At 66.8% G+C, this 21,626-nt stretch carries 25 protein-coding genes and 1 tRNA gene; 14 read left to right on the top strand and 12 right to left on the bottom strand.

Annotation, left to right across the window (positions count from 1 at the left end):
- Positions 1-13 precede the first annotated feature (13 nt).
- The 7 genes from rpmJ to AC1RVW_RS09855 all read left to right on the top strand — a co-directional run bounded on the left by rpmJ (position 14) and on the right by AC1RVW_RS09855 (position 3,405).
- Positions 14-127 (top strand): 50S ribosomal protein L36, encoded by a 114-nt coding sequence (rpmJ, locus tag AC1RVW_RS09885; protein WP_013544106.1) that lies wholly within the window; start codon positions 14-16, stop codon positions 125-127.
- A gap of 23 nt (positions 128-150) precedes the next feature.
- A complete protein-coding gene (gene rpsM / locus AC1RVW_RS09880) occupies positions 151-516 on the top strand; it encodes a 30S ribosomal protein S13 (protein WP_013544105.1) in 366 nt (121 codons plus the stop codon).
- 12 nt (positions 517-528) lie between these two features.
- Positions 529-933 (top strand): 30S ribosomal protein S11, encoded by a 405-nt coding sequence (gene rpsK / locus AC1RVW_RS09875; RefSeq protein WP_009124825.1) that lies wholly within the window; start codon positions 529-531, stop codon positions 931-933.
- Positions 934-1,064: 131 nt separating this feature from the next.
- On the top strand, positions 1,065-1,688 hold the full coding sequence (gene rpsD, locus AC1RVW_RS09870) for a 30S ribosomal protein S4 (RefSeq protein WP_009124826.1): 624 nt from the start codon (positions 1,065-1,067) through the stop codon (positions 1,686-1,688).
- 142 nt (positions 1,689-1,830) lie between these two features.
- Positions 1,831-2,820, top strand: a complete 990-nt coding sequence (locus AC1RVW_RS09865) for a DNA-directed RNA polymerase subunit alpha (RefSeq protein WP_009124827.1) — start codon at positions 1,831-1,833, stop codon at positions 2,818-2,820.
- Positions 2,821-2,911: 91 nt separating this feature from the next.
- Positions 2,912-3,310: a 50S ribosomal protein L17 gene (rplQ, locus tag AC1RVW_RS09860; protein ID WP_081267431.1), complete on the top strand. Its 399-nt coding sequence runs from the start codon at positions 2,912-2,914 to the stop codon at positions 3,308-3,310.
- Between the two features lie 18 nt (positions 3,311-3,328).
- Positions 3,329-3,405, top strand: a tRNA-Met gene (locus tag AC1RVW_RS09855).
- 111 nt (positions 3,406-3,516) lie between these two features.
- Here AC1RVW_RS09855 and AC1RVW_RS09850 read toward each other — a convergent pair.
- The 6 genes from AC1RVW_RS09850 to AC1RVW_RS09825 are packed head-to-tail and all read right to left on the bottom strand — an operon-like array spanning position 3,517 to position 10,448.
- Positions 3,517-3,915, bottom strand: a complete 399-nt coding sequence (locus AC1RVW_RS09850; RefSeq protein WP_081267432.1) for a RidA family protein — start codon at positions 3,913-3,915, stop codon at positions 3,517-3,519.
- The gene (locus tag AC1RVW_RS09845) at positions 3,912-5,534 is read right to left on the bottom strand and encodes an AMP-binding protein (RefSeq protein WP_493199594.1); all 1,623 of its coding nucleotides are present in this window, start codon (positions 5,532-5,534) and stop codon (positions 3,912-3,914) included. The genes AC1RVW_RS09850 and AC1RVW_RS09845 overlap by 4 nt, the downstream gene beginning before the upstream one ends.
- Before the next feature lie 5 nt (positions 5,535-5,539).
- The gene (locus AC1RVW_RS09840; RefSeq protein ID WP_493199592.1) at positions 5,540-6,733 is read right to left on the bottom strand and encodes an acyl-CoA dehydrogenase family protein; all 1,194 of its coding nucleotides are present in this window, start codon (positions 6,731-6,733) and stop codon (positions 5,540-5,542) included.
- Between the two features lie 4 nt (positions 6,734-6,737).
- Entirely contained in the window at positions 6,738-7,592 is an 855-nt protein-coding gene (locus AC1RVW_RS09835; protein ID WP_081267435.1) for an enoyl-CoA hydratase family protein, read from the bottom strand.
- Positions 7,589-8,068 (bottom strand): MarR family winged helix-turn-helix transcriptional regulator, encoded by a 480-nt coding sequence (locus AC1RVW_RS09830; protein WP_081267436.1) that lies wholly within the window; start codon positions 8,066-8,068, stop codon positions 7,589-7,591. The genes AC1RVW_RS09835 and AC1RVW_RS09830 overlap by 4 nt, the downstream gene beginning before the upstream one ends.
- 1 nt (position 8,069) lies before the next feature.
- A complete protein-coding gene (locus tag AC1RVW_RS09825; RefSeq protein ID WP_493199590.1) occupies positions 8,070-10,448 on the bottom strand; it encodes a bifunctional salicylyl-CoA 5-hydroxylase/oxidoreductase in 2,379 nt (792 codons plus the stop codon).
- A gap of 132 nt (positions 10,449-10,580) precedes the next feature.
- On the opposite strand from AC1RVW_RS09825, the gene AC1RVW_RS09820 reads away from it, so the two are divergent.
- Positions 10,581-11,849, top strand: a complete 1,269-nt coding sequence (locus AC1RVW_RS09820; protein WP_493199588.1) for a class I SAM-dependent methyltransferase — start codon at positions 10,581-10,583, stop codon at positions 11,847-11,849.
- Between the two features lie 11 nt (positions 11,850-11,860).
- Complete coding sequence (locus AC1RVW_RS09815) at positions 11,861-12,184, top strand: DUF1840 domain-containing protein (protein ID WP_081267439.1); 324 nt, start codon at positions 11,861-11,863, stop codon at positions 12,182-12,184.
- Between the two features lie 123 nt (positions 12,185-12,307).
- On the opposite strand, the gene AC1RVW_RS09810 is transcribed toward AC1RVW_RS09815, so the two are convergent.
- On the bottom strand, positions 12,308-13,336 hold the full coding sequence (locus AC1RVW_RS09810) for a Bug family tripartite tricarboxylate transporter substrate binding protein (RefSeq protein WP_493199586.1): 1,029 nt from the start codon (positions 13,334-13,336) through the stop codon (positions 12,308-12,310).
- A gap of 62 nt (positions 13,337-13,398) precedes the next feature.
- On the bottom strand, positions 13,399-14,337 hold the full coding sequence (locus AC1RVW_RS09805) for a LysR family transcriptional regulator (protein WP_493199584.1): 939 nt from the start codon (positions 14,335-14,337) through the stop codon (positions 13,399-13,401).
- A 124-nt stretch (positions 14,338-14,461) separates the two neighbouring features.
- On the opposite strand from AC1RVW_RS09805, the gene AC1RVW_RS09800 reads away from it, so the two are divergent.
- Positions 14,462-15,241 carry an SDR family oxidoreductase gene (locus AC1RVW_RS09800; RefSeq protein ID WP_493199582.1) on the top strand — a complete coding sequence of 260 codons (780 nt, stop codon included), beginning with the start codon at positions 14,462-14,464 and terminating at the stop codon, positions 15,239-15,241.
- A 128-nt stretch (positions 15,242-15,369) separates the two neighbouring features.
- On the opposite strand, the gene AC1RVW_RS09795 is transcribed toward AC1RVW_RS09800, so the two are convergent.
- Genes AC1RVW_RS09795 through AC1RVW_RS09785 form a run of 3 tightly spaced genes read right to left on the bottom strand, consistent with a single transcriptional unit; the run spans position 15,370 to position 17,791 of the window.
- Positions 15,370-15,792, bottom strand: a complete 423-nt coding sequence (locus tag AC1RVW_RS09795; RefSeq protein ID WP_409194455.1) for a MarR family winged helix-turn-helix transcriptional regulator — start codon at positions 15,790-15,792, stop codon at positions 15,370-15,372.
- 23 nt (positions 15,793-15,815) lie between these two features.
- Positions 15,816-16,784 carry an alpha-ketoacid dehydrogenase subunit beta gene (locus tag AC1RVW_RS09790; protein WP_493199580.1) on the bottom strand — a complete coding sequence of 323 codons (969 nt, stop codon included), beginning with the start codon at positions 16,782-16,784 and terminating at the stop codon, positions 15,816-15,818.
- Positions 16,775-17,791, bottom strand: coding sequence for a thiamine pyrophosphate-dependent dehydrogenase E1 component subunit alpha (locus AC1RVW_RS09785; RefSeq protein WP_493199578.1), 1,017 nt, complete (start codon positions 17,789-17,791; stop codon positions 16,775-16,777). Before AC1RVW_RS09785 ends, AC1RVW_RS09790 begins: the two co-directional genes overlap by 10 nt.
- 150 nt (positions 17,792-17,941) lie before the next feature.
- Here AC1RVW_RS09785 and AC1RVW_RS09780 point away from each other — a divergent pair, with 150 nt between their 5' ends.
- The 4 genes from AC1RVW_RS09780 to AC1RVW_RS09765 all read left to right on the top strand — a co-directional run bounded on the left by AC1RVW_RS09780 (position 17,942) and on the right by AC1RVW_RS09765 (position 21,136).
- Complete coding sequence (locus AC1RVW_RS09780; protein ID WP_493199576.1) at positions 17,942-18,220, top strand: ParD-like family protein; 279 nt, start codon at positions 17,942-17,944, stop codon at positions 18,218-18,220.
- Positions 18,217-19,014, top strand: coding sequence for a type I methionyl aminopeptidase (gene map / locus AC1RVW_RS09775; RefSeq protein ID WP_493199574.1), 798 nt, complete (start codon positions 18,217-18,219; stop codon positions 19,012-19,014). Before AC1RVW_RS09780 ends, map begins: the two co-directional genes overlap by 4 nt.
- Positions 19,015-19,191: 177 nt before the next feature.
- Positions 19,192-19,824, top strand: coding sequence for a response regulator (locus tag AC1RVW_RS09770; RefSeq protein WP_081267540.1), 633 nt, complete (start codon positions 19,192-19,194; stop codon positions 19,822-19,824).
- Between the two features lie 31 nt (positions 19,825-19,855).
- Positions 19,856-21,136: a phospholipase D-like domain-containing protein gene (locus tag AC1RVW_RS09765; RefSeq protein WP_493199679.1), complete on the top strand. Its 1,281-nt coding sequence runs from the start codon at positions 19,856-19,858 to the stop codon at positions 21,134-21,136.
- On the opposite strand, the gene AC1RVW_RS09760 is transcribed toward AC1RVW_RS09765, so the two are convergent.
- A complete protein-coding gene (locus AC1RVW_RS09760; protein WP_493199572.1) occupies positions 21,133-21,564 on the bottom strand; it encodes a surface-adhesin E family protein in 432 nt (143 codons plus the stop codon). The genes AC1RVW_RS09765 and AC1RVW_RS09760 overlap by 4 nt on opposite strands.
- Positions 21,565-21,626: the final 62 nt, after the last annotated feature.

The following is a 21,626-nucleotide window of genomic DNA, read 5'->3' as shown; positions in this document are numbered from 1 at the left end:
TTAGGAGAATGAAATGAGAGTTTCGGCTTCGGTCAAAACCATCTGCCGTAATTGCAAGGTCATCCGCCGTAAAGGTGTGGTGCGTGTGATTTGCACCGACCCGCGCCACAAGCAGCGCCAGGGTTGATTGAAGAGTATTAGAGGACGCACATGGCACGTATTGCTGGCATCAACATCCCGCCGCACAAGCACGCTGAAATCGGCCTGACCGCCATCTTCGGCATCGGTCGCACCCGCGCCCGTCAAATCTGCGAAGCGAGCGGCATCGAGTATTCGAAGAAGATCAAGGATCTGACCGACGCCGATCTCGAAAAGATCCGCGACCAGATCGCTCTGTTCACCATCGAAGGCGATCTGCGTCGCGAGACGACGATGAACATCAAGCGTTTGATGGACATCGGCTGCTATCGCGGCTTCCGTCACCGTCGCGGCCTGCCGATGCGCGGCCAGCGCACGCGCACCAACGCCCGCACCCGCAAGGGTCCGCGCAAGGCTGCGCAGTCCCTGAAGAAATAAGGATAGACCAGCATGGCTAAAGCACCTGCAAACAACGCCGCACAGCGCGTTCGCAAGAAGGTTCGCAAGAACGTCGCGGACGGTATCGCCCACGTGCATGCCTCGTTCAACAACACCATCATCACGATCACCGATCGCCAGGGCAACGCCCTGTCGTGGGCTTCGTCGGGTGGCCAGGGCTTCAAGGGCTCGCGCAAGTCGACCCCGTTCGCTGCGCAGGTCGCTTCCGAAGTTGCCGGCCGTGCTGCTGTCGAACAAGGTATCAAGAACCTCGACGTAGAGATCAAGGGCCCCGGTCCTGGTCGCGAATCGTCGGTGCGCGCACTGGCTGCGCTCGGCATCCGGATCAATTCCATTGCCGACGTGACGCCCGTTCCGCACAACGGCTGCCGTCCCCAGAAGCGTCGTCGCATCTGATCGTCAGTCCGCAAGGCGCAGCCGGCTTTTTCAAGCGGCTGCGCATTTGTTTTTTATCTAAGCCCACCGCCATCCGCGCTTCGCAGATGGCTCCCGCAGGCAACTGCGGCAGATGACACAAAGGAAAAATCGTGGCACGTTACCTCGGCCCCAAGGCCAAACTTTCCCGCCGTGAAGGCACCGACCTGTTCCTGAAGAGCGCCCGCCGCTCCATCCAGGACAAGGCCAAGTTCGACTCCAAGCCCGGCCAGCACGGTCGCACCTCGGGTCAGCGCACCTCCGACTACGGTCTGCAGCTGCGTGAAAAGCAGAAGGTCAAGCGCATGTACGGCGTGCTCGAAAAGCAATTCCGCCGCTACTTCGAAGAAGCCGACCGCCGCCGTGGCAACACCGGCGCCAACCTGCTGTTCATCCTCGAATCGCGCCTGGACAACGTTGTCTACCGCATGGGCTTCGGCTCGACCCGCGCCGAAGCGCGCCAGCTCGTGTCGCACAAGGCGATCACGGTGAACGGTCAGTCGGTCAACATCCCGTCGTACCTGGTCAAGACCGGTGACGTGATCGCCGTGCGCGACAAGTCGAAGAAGCAGAACCGCATTGTCGAAGCGCTGCAACTCGCCCAGCAAGTCGGTATTCCGGCCTGGGTCGACGTGAATGCCGACAAGGCCGAAGGCACGTTCAAGAAGGTGCCCGATCGCGACGAATTCGCAGCCGACATCAACGAATCGCTGATCGTCGAACTGTATTCGCGTTGATTTTTTCTACCCGCCTCGGCGCGTTCGCGCCGGCGGGAGATTGATATTGTTGTTCACGTTCCTGCTCCGCGCTTCGTCGCGGATCAGGTGCTTCACCAGCCTTACCGGTGTAACGAGCCGGGGGTATTGAGAGGAAGTCTGCATGCAAACCACCCTGCTGAAACCCAAGACCATCCAGGTCGAGCAACTTGCCGCCAACAAGGCCAAGGTCACGCTCGAGCCTTTCGAGCGCGGCTACGGCCACACGCTCGGCAACGCGCTGCGTCGCGTTCTGCTGTCGTCCATGGTCGGTTACTCGGCCACCGAAGTCACGATCGCTGGCGTTCTGCATGAGTACTCGTCGATCGACGGCGTGCAGGAAGATGTCGTCAACATCCTGCTGAATCTCAAGGGCGTGGTGTTCAAGCTCCACAACCGCGACGAAGTCACGCTGAGCCTGCGCAAGGACGGTGAAGGCCCGGTGCTCGCATCGGACATCCAGACCCCGCACGACGTCGAGATCATCAACCCCGACCACGTGATCGCGCACCTGTCGCAAGGCGGCAAGCTCGACATGCAGATCAAGGTCGAAAAGGGTCGCGGCTACGTGCCCGGCACGATGCGCCGCTACGCGGACGAGCCGACCAAGTCGATCGGCCGCATCGTTCTCGACGCATCGTTCTCGCCCGTCAAGCGCGTGAGCTACACGGTCGAAAGCGCCCGTGTCGAACAGCGTACCGACCTGGACAAGCTGCTCGTCGAAATCGAAACCAACGGTGCGATCACCGCGGAAGACGCAGTTCGCGCTTCGGCTAAAATTCTGGTCGAGCAGCTCGCAGTGTTCGCGCAGCTCGAAGGCGGCGAACTCGCTGCATTCGACGCACCGGCACCGCGAAGCGCACAGCAGTTCGACCCGATCCTGCTGCGCCCTGTCGACGAGCTCGAACTCACCGTGCGTTCGGCGAACTGCCTGAAGGCCGAGAACATCTACTACATCGGTGATCTGATCCAGCGCACCGAAAACGAGCTGCTCAAGACCCCGAACCTGGGTCGCAAGTCGCTCAACGAAATCAAGGAAGTGCTTGCCTCCCGCGGCCTGACCTTGGGCATGAAGCTCGAAAGCTGGCCCCCGGCCGGTCTCGACAAGCGTTGATTTGAATTTTTGAATTTGGCTCCCCAAAGAGCCAGTGCACCGGGCAGTACCTGACACGGCTGCCTGTTTTTATAAAGTAAAGGAAAGCACCATGCGTCACGGACACGGACTTCGCAAACTCAACCGCACCAGCTCGCACCGCCTCGCGATGCTGCAGAACATGATGAACTCGCTCATCGAGCATGAAGTCATCAAGACCACGGTCCCCAAGGCCAAGGAACTGCGCCGCGTCATCGAACCGATGATCACGCTCGCCAAGAAGCCCACGCTGGCCAACAAGCGCCTGGCTTTCGACCGCCTGCGCGACCGCGACAGCGTGGTGAAGCTCTTCGGTGAACTCGGCCCGCGTTTCGCAGCCCGTCCGGGCGGCTACACGCGCATTCTGAAGATGGGTTTCCGCGTGGGCGACAACGCGCCGATGGCGCTGGTCGAACTCGTGGACCGTCCTGAAATTAAAGAAGACGCAGCTGAGCAAAACGCTGCTGAATAAGCTATAATTTATTCTTGCCGCGCGATGGAGCAGCCTGGTAGCTCGTTGGGCTCATAACCCAAAGGTCGCAAGTTCAAATCTTGCTCGCGCAACCAATTTAAAAGGCCCTTTGAATTTCAAAGGGCCTTTTTTCTTGGCTGGCAAATGAATTGAAAAAGCCCTCGCAAAGAGGGCTTTTCTGTTTCTGGAATTTGCCTTACGCGGCGTCAGTCCGGAATGACCGCCGTTACCTCGATCTCGACCTTCGCGCGGTGCTCCACCAGCGCCGCGACCTGCACGCAAGTCATTGCCGGGAAGTTGCGCCCCATCGCATCACGATAGACCGGGCCCAGCTCCGAGAGCCGGCGGCTGTACTCGTCGCGGTCCGTCACATACCAGGTCATGCGAACCATGTGCTCGGGGCCCGCGCCGCCGGCGCGGAGCACTTCGGCGATGTTGCGCAGCGCCTGGCCGCATTGGTCGATGAAGTCGTCCGACTCGAACTGTTGCTGCGCGTTCCAGCCGATCTGGCCGCCGACGAACAGCATCGTTCCGCGTGCGGCGACGCCGTTCGCATAGCCCTTGGGAGGCAACCAGCCTTCGGGCTGCAGGAGTTTGTTGATCATGATGTTGTGTTGGGTTGTCTCAGTTTGAATCGCTGGAGCTTGCCAGTCTCGGTGCGCGGAAGCGCCGTGACGAACTCGATCTCCCGGGGGTATTTGAAGGGCGCGATCGTCGCCTTCACATGGTCCTGCAGCGTCTTCACCAGGGCTGCATCGCCTTCATGGCCGGGCTTGAGCACGCAGAAGGCCTTGACGATCATGCCTCGGTCCGCGTCCGGCTTGCCGATCACGCCGCACTCCGCCACGGCGGGGTGCTTCAGCAGCGCATCTTCCACCTCCGGGCCGCCGACGTTGTAGCCGGCCGTGATGATCATGTCGTCGGCGCGCGCCTGGTAGAAGAAGTAGCCGTCGTCGTCCTGCACGAACGAATCGCCCGGGTAGTTCCAGCCGTTCTTCACGTAGTCGGCCTGGCGCGGATCGTCGAGGTAGCGGCAGCCCACGGGCCCCTGCAGCGCCAGCTTGCCGACGGTGCCGTGCGGCACCTCGTTGCCGGCGTCGTCCACCACCTTCGCAGTGAAGCCCGGCACCGCCTTGCCGACTGCGCCGCGGCGCACCTCGTTGCCTGCAGCCGAGATGTAGATGTGGAACACCTCGGTGCCGCCGATGCCGTCGAGCATCTCGATGCCCGTGGCCTCTTTCCATAGCTGACGCGTGGCGTCGGGCAGCGCCTCGCCGGCGCTCACGCTGATGCGAAGGCTCGGCATGCCGTGCTGCTTCACGAACGGCGCCATCTGGCGATAGAACGTGGGCGCGGTGTAGCTGATGGTCGCGCCAACCTCGTTGATCAGCTTCACGAGCCCTTCGGGCGAGAACGGAGCATCGGGAAAGTACACCGAGGCACCGGCCCACATCGGAAACACCAGCAGCCCGCCAAGCCCGAAGGTGAAGGCCAGCGGCGGCGAGCCCACCACGATGTCGTCGCTGCGCGCCTTGAGCACGTGGCGCGGCCATGTCTGGCACATCGCGAGCACGTCGCGATGCGTGGTCACGGGCGCCTTCGGCTTGCCCGTGGTGCCCGACGTGAACGCGAGCAGCGCGATGTCGTCCGATGCCGTGGGGCATGCGGTGAACACGCCGCTCTTCTTCGCGGCGCGCGACGAGAGCGAGTCCGGTGCATCGGGCTGGTTGAATGCGATCACGGTGGCGAGCACCGGATGCTCCCGCTGCGCGATCGCGAGTTCGTCGAGCAAACGGCCATCGCACAGGGCGGCGACGGGCCGTGCCTTCTCGATGATCTCGCCCAGTTCCTTTGCGCGCAGCAGCGGCATCGTGGCGACAGCGATCAATCCCGCCTTCACCACTGCGAGCCAAGCCAGCGCCATCGCCACCGAGTTGCCGCCGCGCAGCAGCACACGGTTGCCCGGCACCAGCCCGAGGTCTTCCGTCAGTACCTGCGCAATGCGGTTGACCTCGACGGCCGCTTGCGAATAGGTGAGCGTGCCTTGAGGCGAACGCAGCATCGGGTTGTCGCCGAAGCCCCTGGCAGTTGCCTTGTCGAGCAGTTCCTCGACCAGGTTCAACTGGTCGGGCAGTTGCAACTCGGGCAGGTCGTAGCGAAAGACGGGCAGCTGCGCGGCTGGCGGCAGGCGGTCGTGAACGAAGCGGTCGACTTGGGCAGACACGGTATTTATCCCCGCAGAACGGATTTGCCAATGATCAGTTGTTGAACCTCCGTCGCGCCTTCGTAGATGCGCAGCGAGCGGATGTCGCGGTAGAGGCTCTCAATCTTCGTGCCAACCTTCACGCCGAGGCCGCCATGCATCTGCAGCGCCATGTCGATCACGCGGCTCGCGTTTTCCGTGGCGCACATCTTCGCCATCGCGGCGGCGGCCGAAACGTCGCCGACAGCGGGAGTGCCGCGCCGTTCGGCGTCGTCGCGCATCCATGCCGCGCGATAGGTGAGCAATGCGGCGCCGTCGATCAGCGCGGCCATCTCGCCGAGCTTGGCTTGCGTGAGCTGGAAATCCGCGAGTGTCTGGCCGAACATGCGGCGGTTCTTCGAATGCGCGATGGCTTCGGCCAGTGCGCGTCGCCCCATGCCGAGCGCGGCCGCGGCCACCGATGCACGGAAGATGTCGAGCGTGCGCATCGCGAGCTTGAAGCCGCCGTTGAGCTCGCCGAGCTGGGCGGTGCGCGGCACCACGCAGTTCTCGAAGCGCAAGGTGGCGAGCGGATGCGGCGCCATCACGTCGATGTGCGCGGAGGTGTCGAGGCCCGGCGTCGTCGCATCGACGATGAACGCGGTGATGCCGCGCGTGCCGCCTGCAGGATCGGTCTTCGCGAACACGCAGTAGAAGTCGGCGATGCCGCCGTTGCTGATCCAGGTCTTCTCGCCGTTGAGCTTCCAGCCATCGGCGGTGGGCTCGGCGCGCATCGCCATCGCGCCCACGTCGGAGCCTGCTTCGGGTTCGCTGAGCGCGAAGGCCGCGATCTTGCTGCCCTTGGCCACGGCCGTCAGGTAATCGGCGTGCTGCTCGGGCGTGCCAGCGAGCGTGATGGCGCCGCTGCCCAGGCCCTGCATCGCGAATGCGAAGTCGGCGAGCGGCGAATGGAATGCGAGCGTCTCGCGCAGCAGCACGAGGGCGCGCGAGTCGAGCCGCTCGAGCGCGCCGCCCGATGTGCCCGGCACGCAGTAGCGCAGCCAGCCGCCGTCGCCGAGGCGGCGGACCCAGTCACGGCAGGCGGCGCGGTCGTCGTGCTCGTCGACCTCCTGCGCAGCAGCCCAGGGCAAGAGGCCTTCGGCCAGCGCGCGATGCGCGTCGTCGAAGAACGGCAGCGCCAGGTGCACTGTCGACGGTGGGGCAGGTGCCTTGGTCATCATGGCTTCAGTCTCCGCCGAACACCGGCTTGCGCTTGGCCGCGAAGGCTTCGTACGCGCGCTTGAAGTCTTCGGTCTGCATGCAGATGGCCTGTGCCTGCGCTTCGGCCTCGATGGCCTGGTCGATGGTCATGGACCATTCCTGCGCGAGCATGGTCTTGGTCATGCCGTGCGCGAAGGTGGGGCCTTCGGCCAGCTCGCGCGCCACCTTGGTGGCGGCCTCGAGCAACGCATCGCTTTCGTGCAGCGCGTTGAAGAAGCCCCAGGCGTGGCCTTCCTGCGCGGTCATGGCGCGGCCGGTGAACAGGAGTTCCGAAGCACGGCCCTGGCCGATCACGCGCGGCAGCAGCGCGCAGGCGCCCATGTCCGCGCCAGCGAGGCCCACGCGGGTGAAGAGGAATGCGGTGCGCGTGGCGGGCGAGCCGTAGCGCAGGTCGCAGGCCAGCGCGATCATCGCGCCCGCACCGGCGCACACGCCGTCGATCGCACCGACGATGGGCTGCGGGCACGAACGGATGGCCTTCACCAGGTCGCCCGTCATGCGCGTGAACTCCAGCAGCTCGGGCATGCGCATGCCGGTCAGCGGGCCGATGATCTCGTGCACGTCGCCGCCCGAGCAGAAATTGCCGCCCGCGCCGGTGACCACGATCACCTTCACGTCGGTCGCGTAGGCCAGCGCGCGGAACAGGTCGCGCAGCTCGGCATACGAGTCGAAGGTGAGCGGGTTCTTGCGCTCGGGCCGGTTCAGGGTGATGGTGCCGACGCCCGCCTCGTAGCTCCATGCGAAGTGCTCGGCCTTGTAGGCAGCCTTCGCTTCGAATTGCGCGCGCATGGGGTTGCCTGCGCCAATGTAGTGCTTCATTCCGTCTCCGCCATCGATTGGTTGTGTGAGTGTTGCTTGACCTTGCCGAGCAGCTTGTGCAGCTGCGCGATCTCTTTTCCGCTGAGGCCCGCGAAGGCCTCGACGATCCAGTCTTCGTGCTGCTGCGCCATCTCGTTGAAGAGCTTGCGGCCGCGCGCGGTGAGGCGCACGCGCCAGGCGCGGCGGTCGCCCTCGACATTGATGCGCTCCACCAGCCCTTCGGTCACGAGCTGGTCGGTGATGCCGGTGACGTTGCCGCCCGTCACCATCATGCGGCGCGAGAGCTCGTTCATCTTCAGGCCGTCGGGCGAGCGCTCGAGTTGAGACATCAGGTCGAAGCGCGGCAGCGTGGTCGCGAACTGCGAGCGCAGTTCGTTGCGCACCTGCTTCTCGATCAGCTGGGTGCAGGTGAGAAGCCGCAGCCAGAGCCGCAGGGCTTCGGGGTGTTCGCTGTGCGCGCGCGCTTCGAGGTCCATGTCAGTGCGTCTCCTCGGGGTTCGCCGCGGCTGCCGCAGCCATCTGCTGCTGCTTGGCGATCTCGCGGTACATCTGGTCGCGGCCGCTCAGGTATTGCTTCGGCCAGTCGACTTCGCGGCTCTGCAGCTTGGCGGCTTCGTGCAGCGTCCAGGCCGGGTCGGCGAGATGCGGGCGCGCGACGGCGCACAGGTCGGCGCGGCCGGCCGCGATGATGCTGTTGGCCTGGTCCGCGTCGGTGATGGCGCCCACGGCAATGGTCGCGATGCCCACTTCGTTGCGGATGCGGTCGGAGAAGGGCGTCTGGTACATGCGGCCGTACACCGGCTTGGCGGCGCGCGTCGTCTGCCCGGACGAAACGTCGATGAAGTCCGCACCCGCTTCCTTGAAGAGGCGCGCGACCACCACCGCGTCGGCGTCGGTGTTGCCGCCTGGCGCCCAGTCGTGCGCGGAGATGCGCACGCTCATGGGCTTGTCCGCGGGCCACACGGCGCGCATGGCGCGGAACACCTTGAGCGGATAGCGGCAGCGCGCTTCGATGTCGCCGCCGTACTCGTCGGTGCGCAGGTTGGTGAGCGGGCTGATGAAGGCCGACAGCAGGTAGCCGTGCGCGCAGTGCAGCTCCAGCCAGTCGAAGCCGGCTTCCAGCGTGCGGCGCGTCGAGGCGACGAACTGGTCGCGCAGCGTGTCCATCTCGGCGCGCGTGATGGCGGCGGGCAGCTGGTTCTGTTCGCCGTACGGCACGGCGCTGGCGCCCAGCAGCGGCCAGTTGCCGCTTTCGAGCGGCTCGTCGGTGCCTTCCCAGCCCACGCGCGTGGAGCCCTTGGGGCCGCTGTGGCCGAGCTGCATCGCGATCTTCGCGCTCGACTGCGTGTGCACGAAATCGACGATGCGCTTGAAGGCGGCCTGCTGCGTGTCGTTGTAGAGGCCGGTGCAGGCCGGGGTGATGCGGCCTTCGGGCGTCGGGCTCGTCATTTCGACGAACACCATCGCGGCGCCGCCGAGCGCGCGCGCGCCCAGGTGCACCAGCAGGAAGTCCTGAGGCACGCCGTCGACCGCGCTGTAGGTGGCCATGGGCGACACGAGGATGCGGTTCTTCAGCGTGAGACCGCGCACCTTGTAGGGCATGAGCATCGGCGGCACGGCCTTGCCGCCCGCGAGCCACTGCTCGTAGCCGCCGAGCCATTGCGTGTCGCGCACGCGCAGGTTCTCGTGGCTGATGCGCTGCGAACGCGTGAGCAGCGAGTAGGCGAACTGCTCGATCTCCATGCCGGTGTAGCGCGGCACGTTCTCGAACCACTCGGTCGAGTTGCGCGCGGCGTTCTGGATCTTCAGCACCTCGACGCTGCGGCGTGCCTCGTAGCCTTCGAGCACATGGTCGACGGTGCCGCCCTGTGCGAATTCGTTGGCCAGGTCGATGGCGTCTTCCAGCGCGAGCTTGGTGCCCGAGCCGATCGAGAAGTGCGCGGTGTGCGCGGCGTCGCCCATCAGCACGACGGGAACCGAGCGGCCGTCGACCTCGATGCGGTTCGTCCAGCGTTCGCACACCACGCGCGGAAAGCGGATCCAGTTCGCCGAGCCGCGCAGGTGCGTGGCATTGCTGATCAGCGAGTGGCCGCCCAGGTACTTGGCGAACAGCTTCTCGCAGAAGGCGATGGCCTCCGGCTGCTCCATCTGGTCGAGGCCGTGGGCCTTCCATACGGCCTCGGGCGTCTCGACGATGAAGGTCGAGGTCTTGTCGTCGAACTGGTAGGCATGCGCCTGGAACCAGCCGTGTTCGGTCTGTTCGAAGGCGAAGGTGAAGGCGTCGAAAGTCTGGTGCGTGCCCAGCCACACGAAGCGGCAGTTGCGCAGATCGATGTCGGGCTTGAACACGTCGGCATAGCGCTGGCGGATGCGGCTGTTGAGGCCGTCGCTGGCTATGACGAGATCGGCCTTGTACTTCGCGGCGATGGCCTGGTCGTCGGTGGCGTCGGTCTCGAACACCAGGTCGACGCCCAGCGCCAGGCAGCGTTCCTGCAGGATGTTGAGCAGCCGCTTGCGGCCGATGCCGCAGAAGCCGTGGCCGCCCGAGCGCACCTGGCGGCCCTTGAAGAACACCTGGATGTCGTCCCAGTGATGGAACTCGTTGCCGATGAGCGCCGCGGTTTCGGCGTCGGCCGCGCGCAGGTTGCCCAGCGTCTGGTCGCTCAGCACCACGCCCCAGCCGAAGGTGTCGAAGGGGCGGTTGCGTTCCACCACCGTGATCTGCAGCGCCGGGTTGCGCGCCTTCATCAGCAGGGCGAAGTACAGCCCGGCCGGACCGCCGCCGATGCACAGGATGCGTTGGAGATCCGCGGCTGGAGCGGGGCGGACGGATTGAACCGGGTTGAGGCTGTTCATGTTTCAATAGTTTAGACATAAACAATCTGCTGTCAATGCGGGTTGGCAACCAACGGCAGGGCGCACCGTTTCGAGGCTTCCGCCGACACGGGCAGCCATGCAAAAACTTGGAAAAATCAATACCATCGGCCCATGCAACACTTGATACCCAAGATCGAGTCGCAGCTGGCTTCGCTGCCTGTTCCAATCGCGCTGGAGTTGCCCGATGGCCGCCGCGTCGCCCAGGCGGGGGCCCGCGTCACGCTCGCTTTCAAGGAGTGGGCGGTGCTTGCCAAGCTGGCGGCCCGGCAGGTGGGGGCCATCGGCGAGGCATACGTCGAGGGCAAGGTGCAGATCGAAGGCGCCATGCGCGACCTGATCGACGCCACGGTGGGCATGCTGCCGGGCAACCCGGCCGAGACCGACACCGGCTGGTGGAGCCGCCTGCAGCACATGGCCAAGTCGCACGGCTCGCACTCGCTGCGCAAGGACGCGGCCCAGATCGAGTTCCACTACGACGTTTCCGACGACTTCTATGCGCTGTGGCTCGACCCGCGCCGGGTCTATTCGTGCGCGTACTACCGCACCCCCGACCTCACGCTGGCGCAGGCCCAGGAAGCCAAGCTCGACCACATCTGCCGCAAGCTCATGCTGCAGCCGGGCGAGCGCTACCTCGACATCGGCTCCGGCTGGGGCGCGCTGCTGCTGTGGGCCGCCGAGCACTACGGCGTGGATGCCACCGGCATCACGCTGTCGAAGAACCAGCATGCGCACGTGCAGCGGCTGATCGAGGAAAAGGGCCTGCAGGGCCGGGTGCGCGTCGAGCTGCGCGACTACCGCGAGCTGTCGGCCGAGCAGCCCTTCGACAAGATCTCGTCGGTCGGCATGTTCGAGCACGTGGGCGCGGCCAACATGCCGACCTACTTCCGGAAGATTCATTCGCTGCTCAAGCCGGGCGGCCTGGTCATGAACCACGGCATCACCTCGGGGGAGCTCAACTACCGCCAGCTCGGCGCTGGCATGGGCGACTTCATCGAGAAATACATCTTCCCCGGCGGCGAGCTGCTGCACGTGACGCACGTGCTGCGCGAGACGGCCGCGGCCGGCCTGGAGATGGTCGACACCGAAAGCCTGCGCCCGCATTACGCGCGCACGCTGTGGGCCTGGTCGGACGCGCTCGAAGCGCAGCTCGACACCGCGCGCGAGGTGCTCAGGCGCAGCGGCGGCCGCCAGGGCGAGAACGCCGAACGCGTGCTGCGGGCCTACCGCCTGTACCTGGCGGGCTCGGCCATGAGCTTCGAGCAGGGCTGGATTTCGCTGCACCAGATGCTGTCGACCAAGCCCGACGGCAATGTCGCGCATGGCGTCTTGCGCGGTGCGCAATCGGTGTACCCTTTTGCCCGTGATTACATCTACAAATAAGTGAGAACACCATGCTCTATCGATTCCAGTCCCGGGCTTCCGCCGATTTCGTGATGCTCGAAGTGCACGCGCGCCAGTTGCTCGACATCGTCGGCAAGCCGGCCGCGCCGCAAGGCATCATCACCGTCGAGCAGATCCCAGGCGCCATTTCCGCGCTGGAGGCCGCACTGGCCCGCGAAGGCGGCAATGCCCACAACCACGACGACTACGCAGTCGAGGGCCATGCCAACGAGGCCGAGAAGCAGCATGTGGGACTGCACCAGCGTGCAGCCCCCCTGCTTCACATGCTCAAGGATTCGCTGGCCGACAAGAAGGACGTGACCTGGAAGACCTGATCCCAGCCCAGCCGCGCGCCCGGTCTTCGTCGTGAAACGCCGCACAACCGGCTTCGCCGGGCCGCAGGCGTCGCCCCCTGCAAGGGGGAGGCGCAGCGACACGAAGTGCGCGCAGCCTGGGGGTTAGTCCACCTTGGCGCCGGAGTCCTTCACCACCTTCGCCCACTTCACGTGTTCGCTCGCAATGAGCTTCGTGAAGTCGGCCGGTGAATTTCCGCTCGGCAGCGCGCCCTGCGCGAGCATCTTCTCCTTGATGGCCGGCGTGCCCAGCGACTTGGCCACTTCCTGCTGAATGCGGTTCACGATCTCGGGCGGGGTGCCGGCCGGCGCCAGCAGCCCGAACCACGAGCTCGCCTCGTAGCCCTTGAGCGTCGGGCCCCCCACCTCGGCCACCGTCGGAACGTCCGGCAGCGCCGGCGAACGCTGGGCGCTCGTCACGGCCAGCGCGGTGAGCTTGCCGGCCTTGATCTGCGCCATCGACGAAGGCAGGTTGTCGAACATCACGTCGGCGTTGCCGCCCACCATGTCCAGCAGCGCCGGGCCCGAGCCCTTGTACGGGATGTGCGCCATGAAGGTGCCCGTCATGCTCTTGAACAGCTCGCCCGCCAGGTGGATCGACGTGCCGCTGCCGCTGGACGCCATGTTCAGCTTGCCGGGGTTGGCCTTGGCGTACTTGATGAAGTCCTGCACGTTGTGGATGTTCAGCGCCTTGGCCTTGTCGGCGTTCATTTCCATCACGTTGGGCACGGCGGCCACCAGCGTGATGGGCGCGAAGTCCTTGATCGGGTCGAAGGCCAGCTTGGGATAGAGCGCGCGGTTGATGCCGTGCGTGCCCACGGTGCCCATCAGCAGCGTGTAGCCGTCGTTGGGCGCGCGCGCCACGATCTCGGCGCCCAGGTTGCCGCCCGCGCCGGCGCGGTTGTCGACGATGAACTGCTGGCCCAGGGCCCTGGAGAGCTCCGGCGCGATCGCGCGCGCCAGGATGTCGGTGGTGCCGCCCGCCGCGAACGGCACGACGATGCGCACCGGCTTGGTAGGCCAGTTGCTCTGGGCCCAGGACGGTGCGGCCATGAGGGCGAGTGCGGTGGCGACCGAGGCCGCGAGCGCGGTCCGGCGATTGGAAGGCGAGGAAAGGAAAGAGAAAGAAGTCATGCGCGCGTTTGTACATGGGGGCGCTGCCTGCGTCGCGGGTGAAAACCCCGTGGGCGCAACGGTCAGGCCACCTGCATGCGCTGGGCGAAGCGTTCGCTGCGAAAACGCTCGAGCACGAAGTCGACGAACACCCGCGTCTTCGGCGGCAGCAGCTTCTTGCTCGGGTAGTAGAGCCACACCGCGCCCGTGTCCTGGTACCACTCGGGCAGCAGCCGCACCAGCTCGCCGCCGCGCAGGCTGCGCTCGACGAAGGGCATCGGCAGCATCGCCACGCCCAGCCCCATGAGCGCGGCCTGCGCCAGGGCTTCGGGGTCGTTGAAGACGGCGCGCGGGCGGGGCAGCTCGACCGTGATCTCGGCCTCGCGGGCGTTGGCGCGCACGCGCTGCAGCGTCCAGCCGCGCACGCGGCCCGTGGGCGACGAGCGGCGCAGCAAGGCGTCGAGCGCCGCCAGGTCCGACGGCTGCCGGGGCATGTTGCGTCCTTCCATGTAGCGCGGCGACGCCACCGCCACTTGGTGGACGCGCGCCAGTTCGCGCGCCACCAGCCCCGCCGACAGTTCGATGCCGCCGCCGATGGCCGCGTCGAAGCCCTCGCCGACCAGGTCGACCTGCTGGTTGTCGAAATGCCAGTCCGGCACGATGGCCGGGTAGCGCGCGATGAAGTCGCCCAGCATCGGCAGCACATGCGCGCGCCCGAAAGCCTGGCCCATGCTCACCTTGAGCGTGCCGGCGGGCTGGCCGTCGTCGGTGTCGATGCCGGCCACGGCCTCGCGCAGCGTGGCGAGCGCGCCGCCGATCTGCGCGAGGAAGCGCTCGCCGCCCTCGGTCAGCGTGAGGCTGCGCGTACTGCGCTGGAACAGCCGCAGGCCCAGCCGCGCCTCGAGCCGCGCCACGTTCTTGCTGACCGCCGCCGGCGTGAGGCCCAGGCGCCGGGCCGCGGCCGAGAAGCTGCCGCCCTCCGCGCTCTGCACGAAGGATTCGAGGTGATTGAGCGGTTCCATGCGCGCATTTTCATGCCGATTTTCAACTTTCAGTTGAATTTGATTGACGCGATTGCCGGCTACCGGCAATGCAATGAAAGGCAGAGACTGGAGGCCTTCTTCCTCCAACAGATCGGAAAAAATCATGGCTTCCAGCAACGTCTCTTCTGCTTCTTCTTCTTCCCCCGTCCTGGCCGGCAAGGTCGCCTTCGTCACCGGCGGTTCGCGCGGCATCGGTGCCGCCATCGTTCGCCGGCTGGCGCGCGACGGTGCCGCCGTGGCCTTCAGCTATGCCAGTTCCGGCGCGCCGGCCGACGAACTGGTGCGCACCATCGAGGCCGAGGGCGGCCGCGCCCTCGCGCTGAAGATCGACAGTGCCGACGCCGACGCGCTCAAGGCCGGCATCGACCGGGCCGCCGGGTACTTCGGCGGACGTATCGACATCCTGGTCAACAACGCGGGCGTGCTGCACCTCGGCCCCGTCGAGCAGTTCTCGCTGGCCGATTTCGACCGCACCATCGCGGTCAACGTGCGCGCCGTGTTCGTCGCGATCCAGGCGGCGCTGGCGCACATGGGCACGGGCGGGCGCATCGTCAACATCAGCAGCACCAACGCCGAGCGCATGCCCTTTGCCGGCGGCAGCGTGTATGCGATGAGCAAGTCGGCGCTGACCGGGCTGGTGCAGGGCCTGGCGCGCGACCTGGGGCCGCGCGGCATCACGGTCAACAACGTGCAGCCCGGCCCGGTCGACACCGACATGAACCCCTCCAGCGGCCCGATGGCCGCCACCATGCACGGCTTCATGGCCATCGGCCGCCATGGCCACGCCGACGAGATCGCCGGCATGGTGGCTTACCTGGCCAGCCCCGAAGCCGCGTTCGTGACCGGCGCGGGCCTGAACATCGACGGCGGCTTTGCCGCATGACACTGGCTCGCCCCCAGGCTGCGCGCACTTCGTGTCGCTTCGCCTTCCCCCTGCCGGGGGCAACACCTGAGGCCCGGCGGAGCCGGTTCCTCGGTGTTCTGGAAGGGGGCACGGCTGGCGTGCCTTCGTCAATTGCTGCGCTGGACGGCCTTGATGAGTTTGTCCAGGGTTGCGTCCAGCTGGGCCAGTTCGGTGGCATCGACTCCGGCGAACAGTGCTGCCTCGCGCTCGCGGCCCAGGGCGGCGACCTGCTCATGCAGCGCCTTGCCGGTCGCGGTCAGGTAGAGGCGGCTGCTGCGCTGGTCGGTCGGGTCTTCATGGCGCTGCACGCGCTTGTGGCGTTTGAGTCCGGCCAGCGCGCGGCTCACCGCCATCTTGTCCAGGCCGGTCTGGTCGGCGACCTGCGTGGCGTTGAGCCCGGGCTGGGCGCCGAGCACGGCCATCGTGCGCCACTCGTTCAGCGTGAGCTGGTGCTCGCGGCCCACGCGCTCATGAAAAGGCCGCGCCGTGAGGTTGACCACCCGCACCAGCTTGAAGAAGAGCGGGTCCATCGCGCCTGCGCTGCGGCCGGACCTCAGCCGGCCAGCTTCTTCGCGGCGGCCACGATGGCCGGCACGCCCACGCGCGACTGCGCCTCCAGCACCGGCGCATAGCCGACCGGAATGCGCGGCGCGCCCAGCCGCGCGACGCGGCAGCCGGTGGCCTCCGCCGCGCTGGCCGCGATCTCGGCGCCGAAGCCCGCCGCCTGCACCGCCTCGTGCACCACCAGCAGACGGCCGGTACGCGCGCACGACGACAGCACCGTCTCGCGGTCCCACGGCCACAGGGTGCGCAGGTCGATCAGGTCGACAGCGATGCCTTCGGTGGCCAGCGCATCGCAGGCGTCCGCGCAGGCCTGCATCTGCCGGCTCCAGCTCACCAGCGTGAGCGCATCGCCCTCGCGCACACGCGCGGCCTTGCCCAGCGGCACCGCGATGCTTTCGTCGATCTCGCCGCGCACGCCCCACAGCGTCTTGTGCTCGATGTAGACCACCGGGTCCCCGCACTGCAGCGCCGCGCGCAGCAGGCCGTGGTTGTCCTGCGGCGTCGAGGGGCACACCACCACCACGCCCGGCAGGTGCGCGAACCACGCCTCCAGCGATTGCGAGTGCTGCGCCGCCGACGCATCCCAGATGCCGCCCGGCATGCGCGCCACCAGCGGCACGCGGCCCTGGCCGCCGAACATGAAGCGGTTCTTGGCGGCCTGGTTCACCAGTTCGTCCATGCCGCACAGCGCGAAGTCGACCACGCGCATCTCGACCACAGGCCGCAGCCCCGCGAGCGCCATGCCCACGCCGGCGCCCATGATCGCGGCCTCGCTGATCGGCGTGTCGATCACGCGGCCGGTGCCGAAGTGCTGCTGCAGCCCCTTGTACTGGCCGAAGATGCCGCCGCGGCCCACGTCCTCGCCGAGCACGACCACGCGCGGGTCGGCCTCCATCTCGCGCCGCAGCGCGAGCAGGGCGGCTTCGGAATAGCTCAGGTCCTGCTTCGTCAATGCCATTGGCCGGCTCCGGTGGTCTGCACGTCGGTGAAGGCGGCGCCGGCGTCGGGCCAGGGCGCGGCGTCGGCGACGGCCAGCGCGGTGTCGACCTCGTCGCGCGCGGCGTTCTCGATGGCGTCGAGCGTGGCGGCGGCGATGCCCGCCGAAAGAAGATGGCCGCGCGCCCGCGCGATCGGGTCCGTTTCCAGCGCCGCCGCCAGTTCGGCCGGGTCGCGGTAGGCCGCGAGGTCGACCGACACGTGGCCCTTCACGCGGTAGGTCAGCGCATGCAGCAGGCGCGGGCCGCCGCCGGCGCGCACCTCGCTCACCAGCCGCGCGGCGGTTTCGTGCACGGCGAACACGTCGTTGCCGTCGACCTGCGTGGCGGCGATGCCGAGCGACTCGGCACGCACCGAAGCGCCGTCGCCCGCCGTCATCGGCCCGCTCGCGGTGGTCGCGCTCCAGCGGTTGTCTTCGCAGACGAAGAGCACCGGCAGCTCGTACACCCGCGCCCAGTTCAGCGCTTCGAGAAAGGGCCCGCGGTTGATGGCGCCGTCGCCGAAGAAGCAGACCGTGATGTCGTCGCCCTTGCCGAGCAGCTTCTGCGCATGCGCCGCGCCCACGGCAATCGGCAGCCCTGCCGCCACCACGCCGTTGGCGCCCAGCATGCCGACCGAGAAGTCCGCGATGTGCATCGAGCCGCCCTTGCCGCCGTTGAAGCCGGTGGCTTTGCCGAAGAGCTCGCACATCATCCGCGCGAGGTCCGCGCCCTTGGCCAGCGTGTGGCTGTGGCCGCGATGGGTGGAAGTGAGGTAGTCGCTGGCGCGCAGGTGGGCGCACACGCCGGCCGGCACCGCCTCCTGGCCGGTGGACAGGTGCAGCGGCCCGCGCACCTTGGCGGCACCCGCGGCCTGCTGGCCATAGGCGCTCACGCCGCCCTGGCTGGCCGCTTCGGCGGCGTTCTCGAAAGCGCGGATGCGCACCATGACGCGGTACAGCGCCTGCGCATCGGATCTGCTCGGGTCCATCTTGTCTCCAACGCGCTCGAGGTGGGCGCCTTGCGAAAAATCGTATCAAACGAGATCGAACCGCTTCACCGGGCTTACCCCCGTCGCGGTGTTGAAGCCCGCCGCCCGGTTTGATATGATTCATATACATTTCGTATATAGAAACAAACCATGGGCATCGTCAAGATTTCAGACCTCATGCATGAGAACCTGCGCGTCGCGGGCAATGCGCTGAGCCGTTCCATCAACGCGCAGGCCGAGCACTGGATGCGCATCGGCATGCTGGCCGAGCTGCACCCCGAGCTCGATCACCGCGAGATCTGCCAGCTGCTCATCCGCGCCGAGCAGGCCGGCGGCTTCGACCTGGCCACCGTCTCCGGCCTCGTCGAACCGCCGCCCGCGCCCGCTGCCGCGCCCGCCGCACGCAAGCTGGCCGGGGCGCGCGCATGAGGACCGCCGCCGCACCGCTCAAGTCGCCCGACGAAATCGCGATGGCGCGCGCTGCGGGCCGGCTCGCCGCCGAGGTGCTGGCGATGATCGGGGAGCATGTGAAGCCCGGCGTCACCACCGAGGAGCTCGACCGCATCTGCCACGACCACATCGTCAATGTGCAGGGCGTGGTGCCCGCCAACGTCGGCTACCAGGGCTACACCAAGACGGTGTGCACCTCGGTCAACCACGTGGTCTGCCACGGCGTGCCTTCGGCGCAGAAGGTGCTGAAGAAGGGCGACATCATCAACATCGACGTGGCCGTCAACAAGGACGGCTGGTTCGGCGACTGCAGCCGCATGTACTTCGTCGGCGAGCCCAGCCCGCTGGCGCGCCGCCTGGTGGACACCACCTACGAGGCGATGCGCGCCGGCATCCTGCAGGTGCGTCCCGGCGCCACGCTGGGCGACGTGGGTCATGCGATCCAGAGCGTTGCGCACCGCGAGCGCTTCAGCGTCGTGCGCGAGTACTGCGGCCACGGCATCGGCCAGATCTACCACGACGATCCGCAGGTGCTGCACTACGGCCAGCCCGGCCAGGGCCTGCGGCTGGAGGCCGGCATGGTCTTCACCATCGAGCCGATGATCAACGCCGGCCGCCGCGAGACCCGCGAACTGCCCGACGGCTGGACGGTGGTCACGCGCGATCATTCGCTGTCGGCGCAGTGGGAGCACATGGTCGCGGTCACGGAAGACGGCTTCGAGGTGCTGACGCCCTGGCCCGAAGGCACGGGGCGCTATCCCGCCATTGCCTGAGAGGGCGGCGCTCCCGCGTCGTTTCCGTCCGACGCGGGCGACAGGCAATCCTGCATTGCCGTGCAGGACAACGCCGCGTCCTGCTTTTCGGGTGTCTTGCGGGCCGATGGCTGTGGCATCTTCGTTCCCCTGTCGCGCCGCCTCCTGGCGCGCATCGCTTCAAGCAGGAACAACACCATGATCAAGATCGGCATCGTCGACGACCACGCCGTCGTCCGCACAGGCCTCAAGGCGTTCTTCTCCACCTTCGTCGATTTCCGCGTGGTCGGCGAGGCCGGCTCCGGCCGCGAGGCCATCGACCTCGTTCGCACGGCCGACATCGACGTGCTCGTGATGGACCTTTCGATGCCCGGCCAGAGCGGCATCGACGCGCTCGCCATGGTGCGCGCCAAGGCGCCCGACCTGGGCGTGCTCATCCTCAGCGGCTATCCCGAGGAACACTACGCGGTGAACCTGATCCGCCAGGGCGCGTCGGGCTATCTCAACAAGGAATGCGAGCCCGAGGAAATCGCCAAGGCGATCCGCACGGTGGCGCTGGGCCGCCGCTACATCTCGCCCTCGGTGGCGGAGCTGCTGGCCGGCCAGCTGGAGCGCAAGGACAACGCGCCGCCGCACAAGCACCTGTCGGAGCGCGAGTTCCAGGTGTTCCTGAAGCTCGCCAAGGGCGAGTCGGTGGGCAGCATCGGAGAGGCGCTGTCGCTGTCGGTGAAGACCATCAGCACCTACCGCACGCGCCTCATGGAGAAGATGAACCTCTCCACCAACAGCGACCTGACCTACTACGCGATCAAGACGCAGCTGATCGACTGATCGCTTGAGCACAAAGCCTTCGCGTCCTCACGTGCAGCGCCGAGGGACGCTCAAGACCATCGTCTGGACTTTCGTCCTGACGCTGGCCGCCACGCTGCTGGTGCTCAACTTCACCAGCGGGGAGAAGAAGCTCGACGAGCAGGTCAAGCGCGAGTACGCGCTGCACGATGCGCAGTACCAGCGCGCACTGGGCGTGATGCTCGGGCCGCCCATCACCGGCGGCAACCGCTTCGAGGCCTTCCAGAACGGCGACCGGATTTTTCCGCCGATGCTCGCCGCCATCCGCGGCGCCAGGCGCAGCATCACCTTCGAGACCTACATCTACTGGTCGGGCGACATCGGGCGCGAGTTTGCCGACGCGCTCTCGGAGCGCGCCCGCGCCGGCGTGAAGGTGCACGTGCTGCTCGACTGGGTGGGCAGCGCCAAGGTCGATGGCGACTTCATCCGCGAGATGGAAAGCGCCGGCGTGCAGATCCGCAAGTTCCACAAGCCGAACTGGTACGACATCGCGCGCATGAACAACCGCACCCACCGCAAGCTGCTGGTGGTCGACGGCCGCACCGGCTTCACCGGCGGCGTGGGCATCGCGCCCGAATGGACCGGCCACGCACAGGACGCCGAGCACTGGCGCGACTCGCACTACAAGGTCGAAGGGCCGGTGGTGGCTCAGATGCAGGCCGTGTTCATGGACAACTGGGTGAAGGTGTCGGGCGACGTGCTGCACGGCGAAACCTACTTTCCGCCGATTCCCTCGATGGGCGACGGACGCGCCCAGATGTTCAGCAGTTCGCCTTCGGGCGGCAGCGAGAGCATGCATCTCATGTACCTGCTGTCGATCGCGGCGGCCACCAGGACCATCGACCTGTCGAGCGCCTACTTCGTGCCCGACGACCTGACGGTGGGCGCGCTGGTCGCGGCCATGAAGCGCGGCGTACGGCTGCGCATCATCACGCCGGGCCCGATCATCGATTCGAAGACCGTGCGCGGTGCCTCGCGCGCGGCGTGGGGCCCGCTGCTGGAGGCGGGCGCCGAGATCAGCGAATACCAGCCGACCATGTTCCATTGCAAGGTCTTCACGGTCGACGGCCTGCTGGTGTCGGTGGGCTCCACCAACTTCGACAACCGCTCGTTCCGCCTGAACGACGAGGCCAACCTCAACATCTACGACGAGGCCTTCGCCGCCGAGCAGACCGCGCAGTTCGAGGCCGACCTGCGCCAGTCGAAGCGCCTGACGTACGAGGCCTGGAAGGATCGCCCGCTGCACGAGAAGGCGATGGAGCACCTGGCGGCGCTGCTGTCGTCGCAGCTCTAGCTGCTGCGCGGGCGGCAGGCCGCGCGCACGATGCGCCCCGTCGGGTTGGGCTTCATGTCCAGGAAGCGCACCGGCTTGGGGGCGTCGCTGTAGTCCGCGCTGCGGTGTGGCTCGCCCTGCCACAGCGGCTGCGCGTAAAAGCGAGCCGCCACGTAGCTGGCGCGGCCCGCCTGGCAGTCGAACACCACGCGAGACTCGTACGAACGGTACGGAATGCCGTCCCAGTTGACGCGCTGCGCCGCGCGGCTCACGCGCAAGTTCATGGCCTTGGAGGCGTCGCCCGGCGTGTCCTGGAGCGTCACGCGGTCGGGGTCGACCTGGACCGTGTCTGCCAGCTTGTCCTGCGGATCTCCCGTCACCGTGAACCAGCCGGGCTGCGCATGCGCGATGCAGCCGACCATGCCGATAGCCAACAGCCAGTGCTTCACGACGGAACTCCAGGAAAAGAAGAAAAGGGTGAAACATGAATTTACATTGGCCACCGGCCCTT

It is taken from the genome of Variovorax sp. MPBD4-3 (assembly GCF_058809745.1).
This window is presented reverse-complemented; position numbering and strand designations above follow the sequence as displayed.

Bases quoted from the DNA above. Each gene is read 5' to 3' on its own strand.
- rpmJ (WP_013544106.1), top strand. From the start codon at position 14: ATGAGAGTTTCGGCTTCGGTCAAAACCATCTGCCGTAATTGCAAGGTC.
- rpsM (WP_013544105.1), top strand. From the start codon at position 151: ATGGCACGTATTGCTGGCATCAACATCCCGCCGCACAAGCACGCTGAA.
- rpsK (WP_009124825.1), top strand. From the start codon at position 529: ATGGCTAAAGCACCTGCAAACAACGCCGCACAGCGCGTTCGCAAGAAG.
- AC1RVW_RS09865 (WP_009124827.1), top strand. From the start codon at position 1,831: ATGCAAACCACCCTGCTGAAACCCAAGACCATCCAGGTCGAGCAACTT.
- rplQ (WP_081267431.1), top strand. From the start codon at position 2,912: ATGCGTCACGGACACGGACTTCGCAAACTCAACCGCACCAGCTCGCAC.
- AC1RVW_RS09850 (WP_081267432.1), bottom strand. From the start codon at position 3,915: ATGATCAACAAACTCCTGCAGCCCGAAGGCTGGTTGCCTCCCAAGGGC.
- AC1RVW_RS09840 (WP_493199592.1), bottom strand. From the start codon at position 6,733: ATGATGACCAAGGCACCTGCCCCACCGTCGACAGTGCACCTGGCGCTG.
- AC1RVW_RS09835 (WP_081267435.1), bottom strand. From the start codon at position 7,592: ATGAAGCACTACATTGGCGCAGGCAACCCCATGCGCGCGCAATTCGAA.
- AC1RVW_RS09830 (WP_081267436.1), bottom strand. From the start codon at position 8,068: ATGGACCTCGAAGCGCGCGCGCACAGCGAACACCCCGAAGCCCTGCGG.
- AC1RVW_RS09825 (WP_493199590.1), bottom strand. From the start codon at position 10,448: ATGAACAGCCTCAACCCGGTTCAATCCGTCCGCCCCGCTCCAGCCGCG.
- AC1RVW_RS09820 (WP_493199588.1), top strand. From the start codon at position 10,581: ATGCAACACTTGATACCCAAGATCGAGTCGCAGCTGGCTTCGCTGCCT.
- AC1RVW_RS09815 (WP_081267439.1), top strand. From the start codon at position 11,861: ATGCTCTATCGATTCCAGTCCCGGGCTTCCGCCGATTTCGTGATGCTC.
- AC1RVW_RS09810 (WP_493199586.1), bottom strand. From the start codon at position 13,336: ATGACTTCTTTCTCTTTCCTTTCCTCGCCTTCCAATCGCCGGACCGCG.
- AC1RVW_RS09805 (WP_493199584.1), bottom strand. From the start codon at position 14,337: ATGGAACCGCTCAATCACCTCGAATCCTTCGTGCAGAGCGCGGAGGGC.
- AC1RVW_RS09800 (WP_493199582.1), top strand. From the start codon at position 14,462: ATGGCTTCCAGCAACGTCTCTTCTGCTTCTTCTTCTTCCCCCGTCCTG.
- AC1RVW_RS09795 (WP_409194455.1), bottom strand. From the start codon at position 15,792: ATGGACCCGCTCTTCTTCAAGCTGGTGCGGGTGGTCAACCTCACGGCG.
- AC1RVW_RS09790 (WP_493199580.1), bottom strand. From the start codon at position 16,784: ATGGCATTGACGAAGCAGGACCTGAGCTATTCCGAAGCCGCCCTGCTC.
- AC1RVW_RS09785 (WP_493199578.1), bottom strand. From the start codon at position 17,791: ATGGACCCGAGCAGATCCGATGCGCAGGCGCTGTACCGCGTCATGGTG.
- AC1RVW_RS09780 (WP_493199576.1), top strand. From the start codon at position 17,942: ATGGGCATCGTCAAGATTTCAGACCTCATGCATGAGAACCTGCGCGTC.
- map (WP_493199574.1), top strand. From the start codon at position 18,217: ATGAGGACCGCCGCCGCACCGCTCAAGTCGCCCGACGAAATCGCGATG.
- AC1RVW_RS09770 (WP_081267540.1), top strand. From the start codon at position 19,192: ATGATCAAGATCGGCATCGTCGACGACCACGCCGTCGTCCGCACAGGC.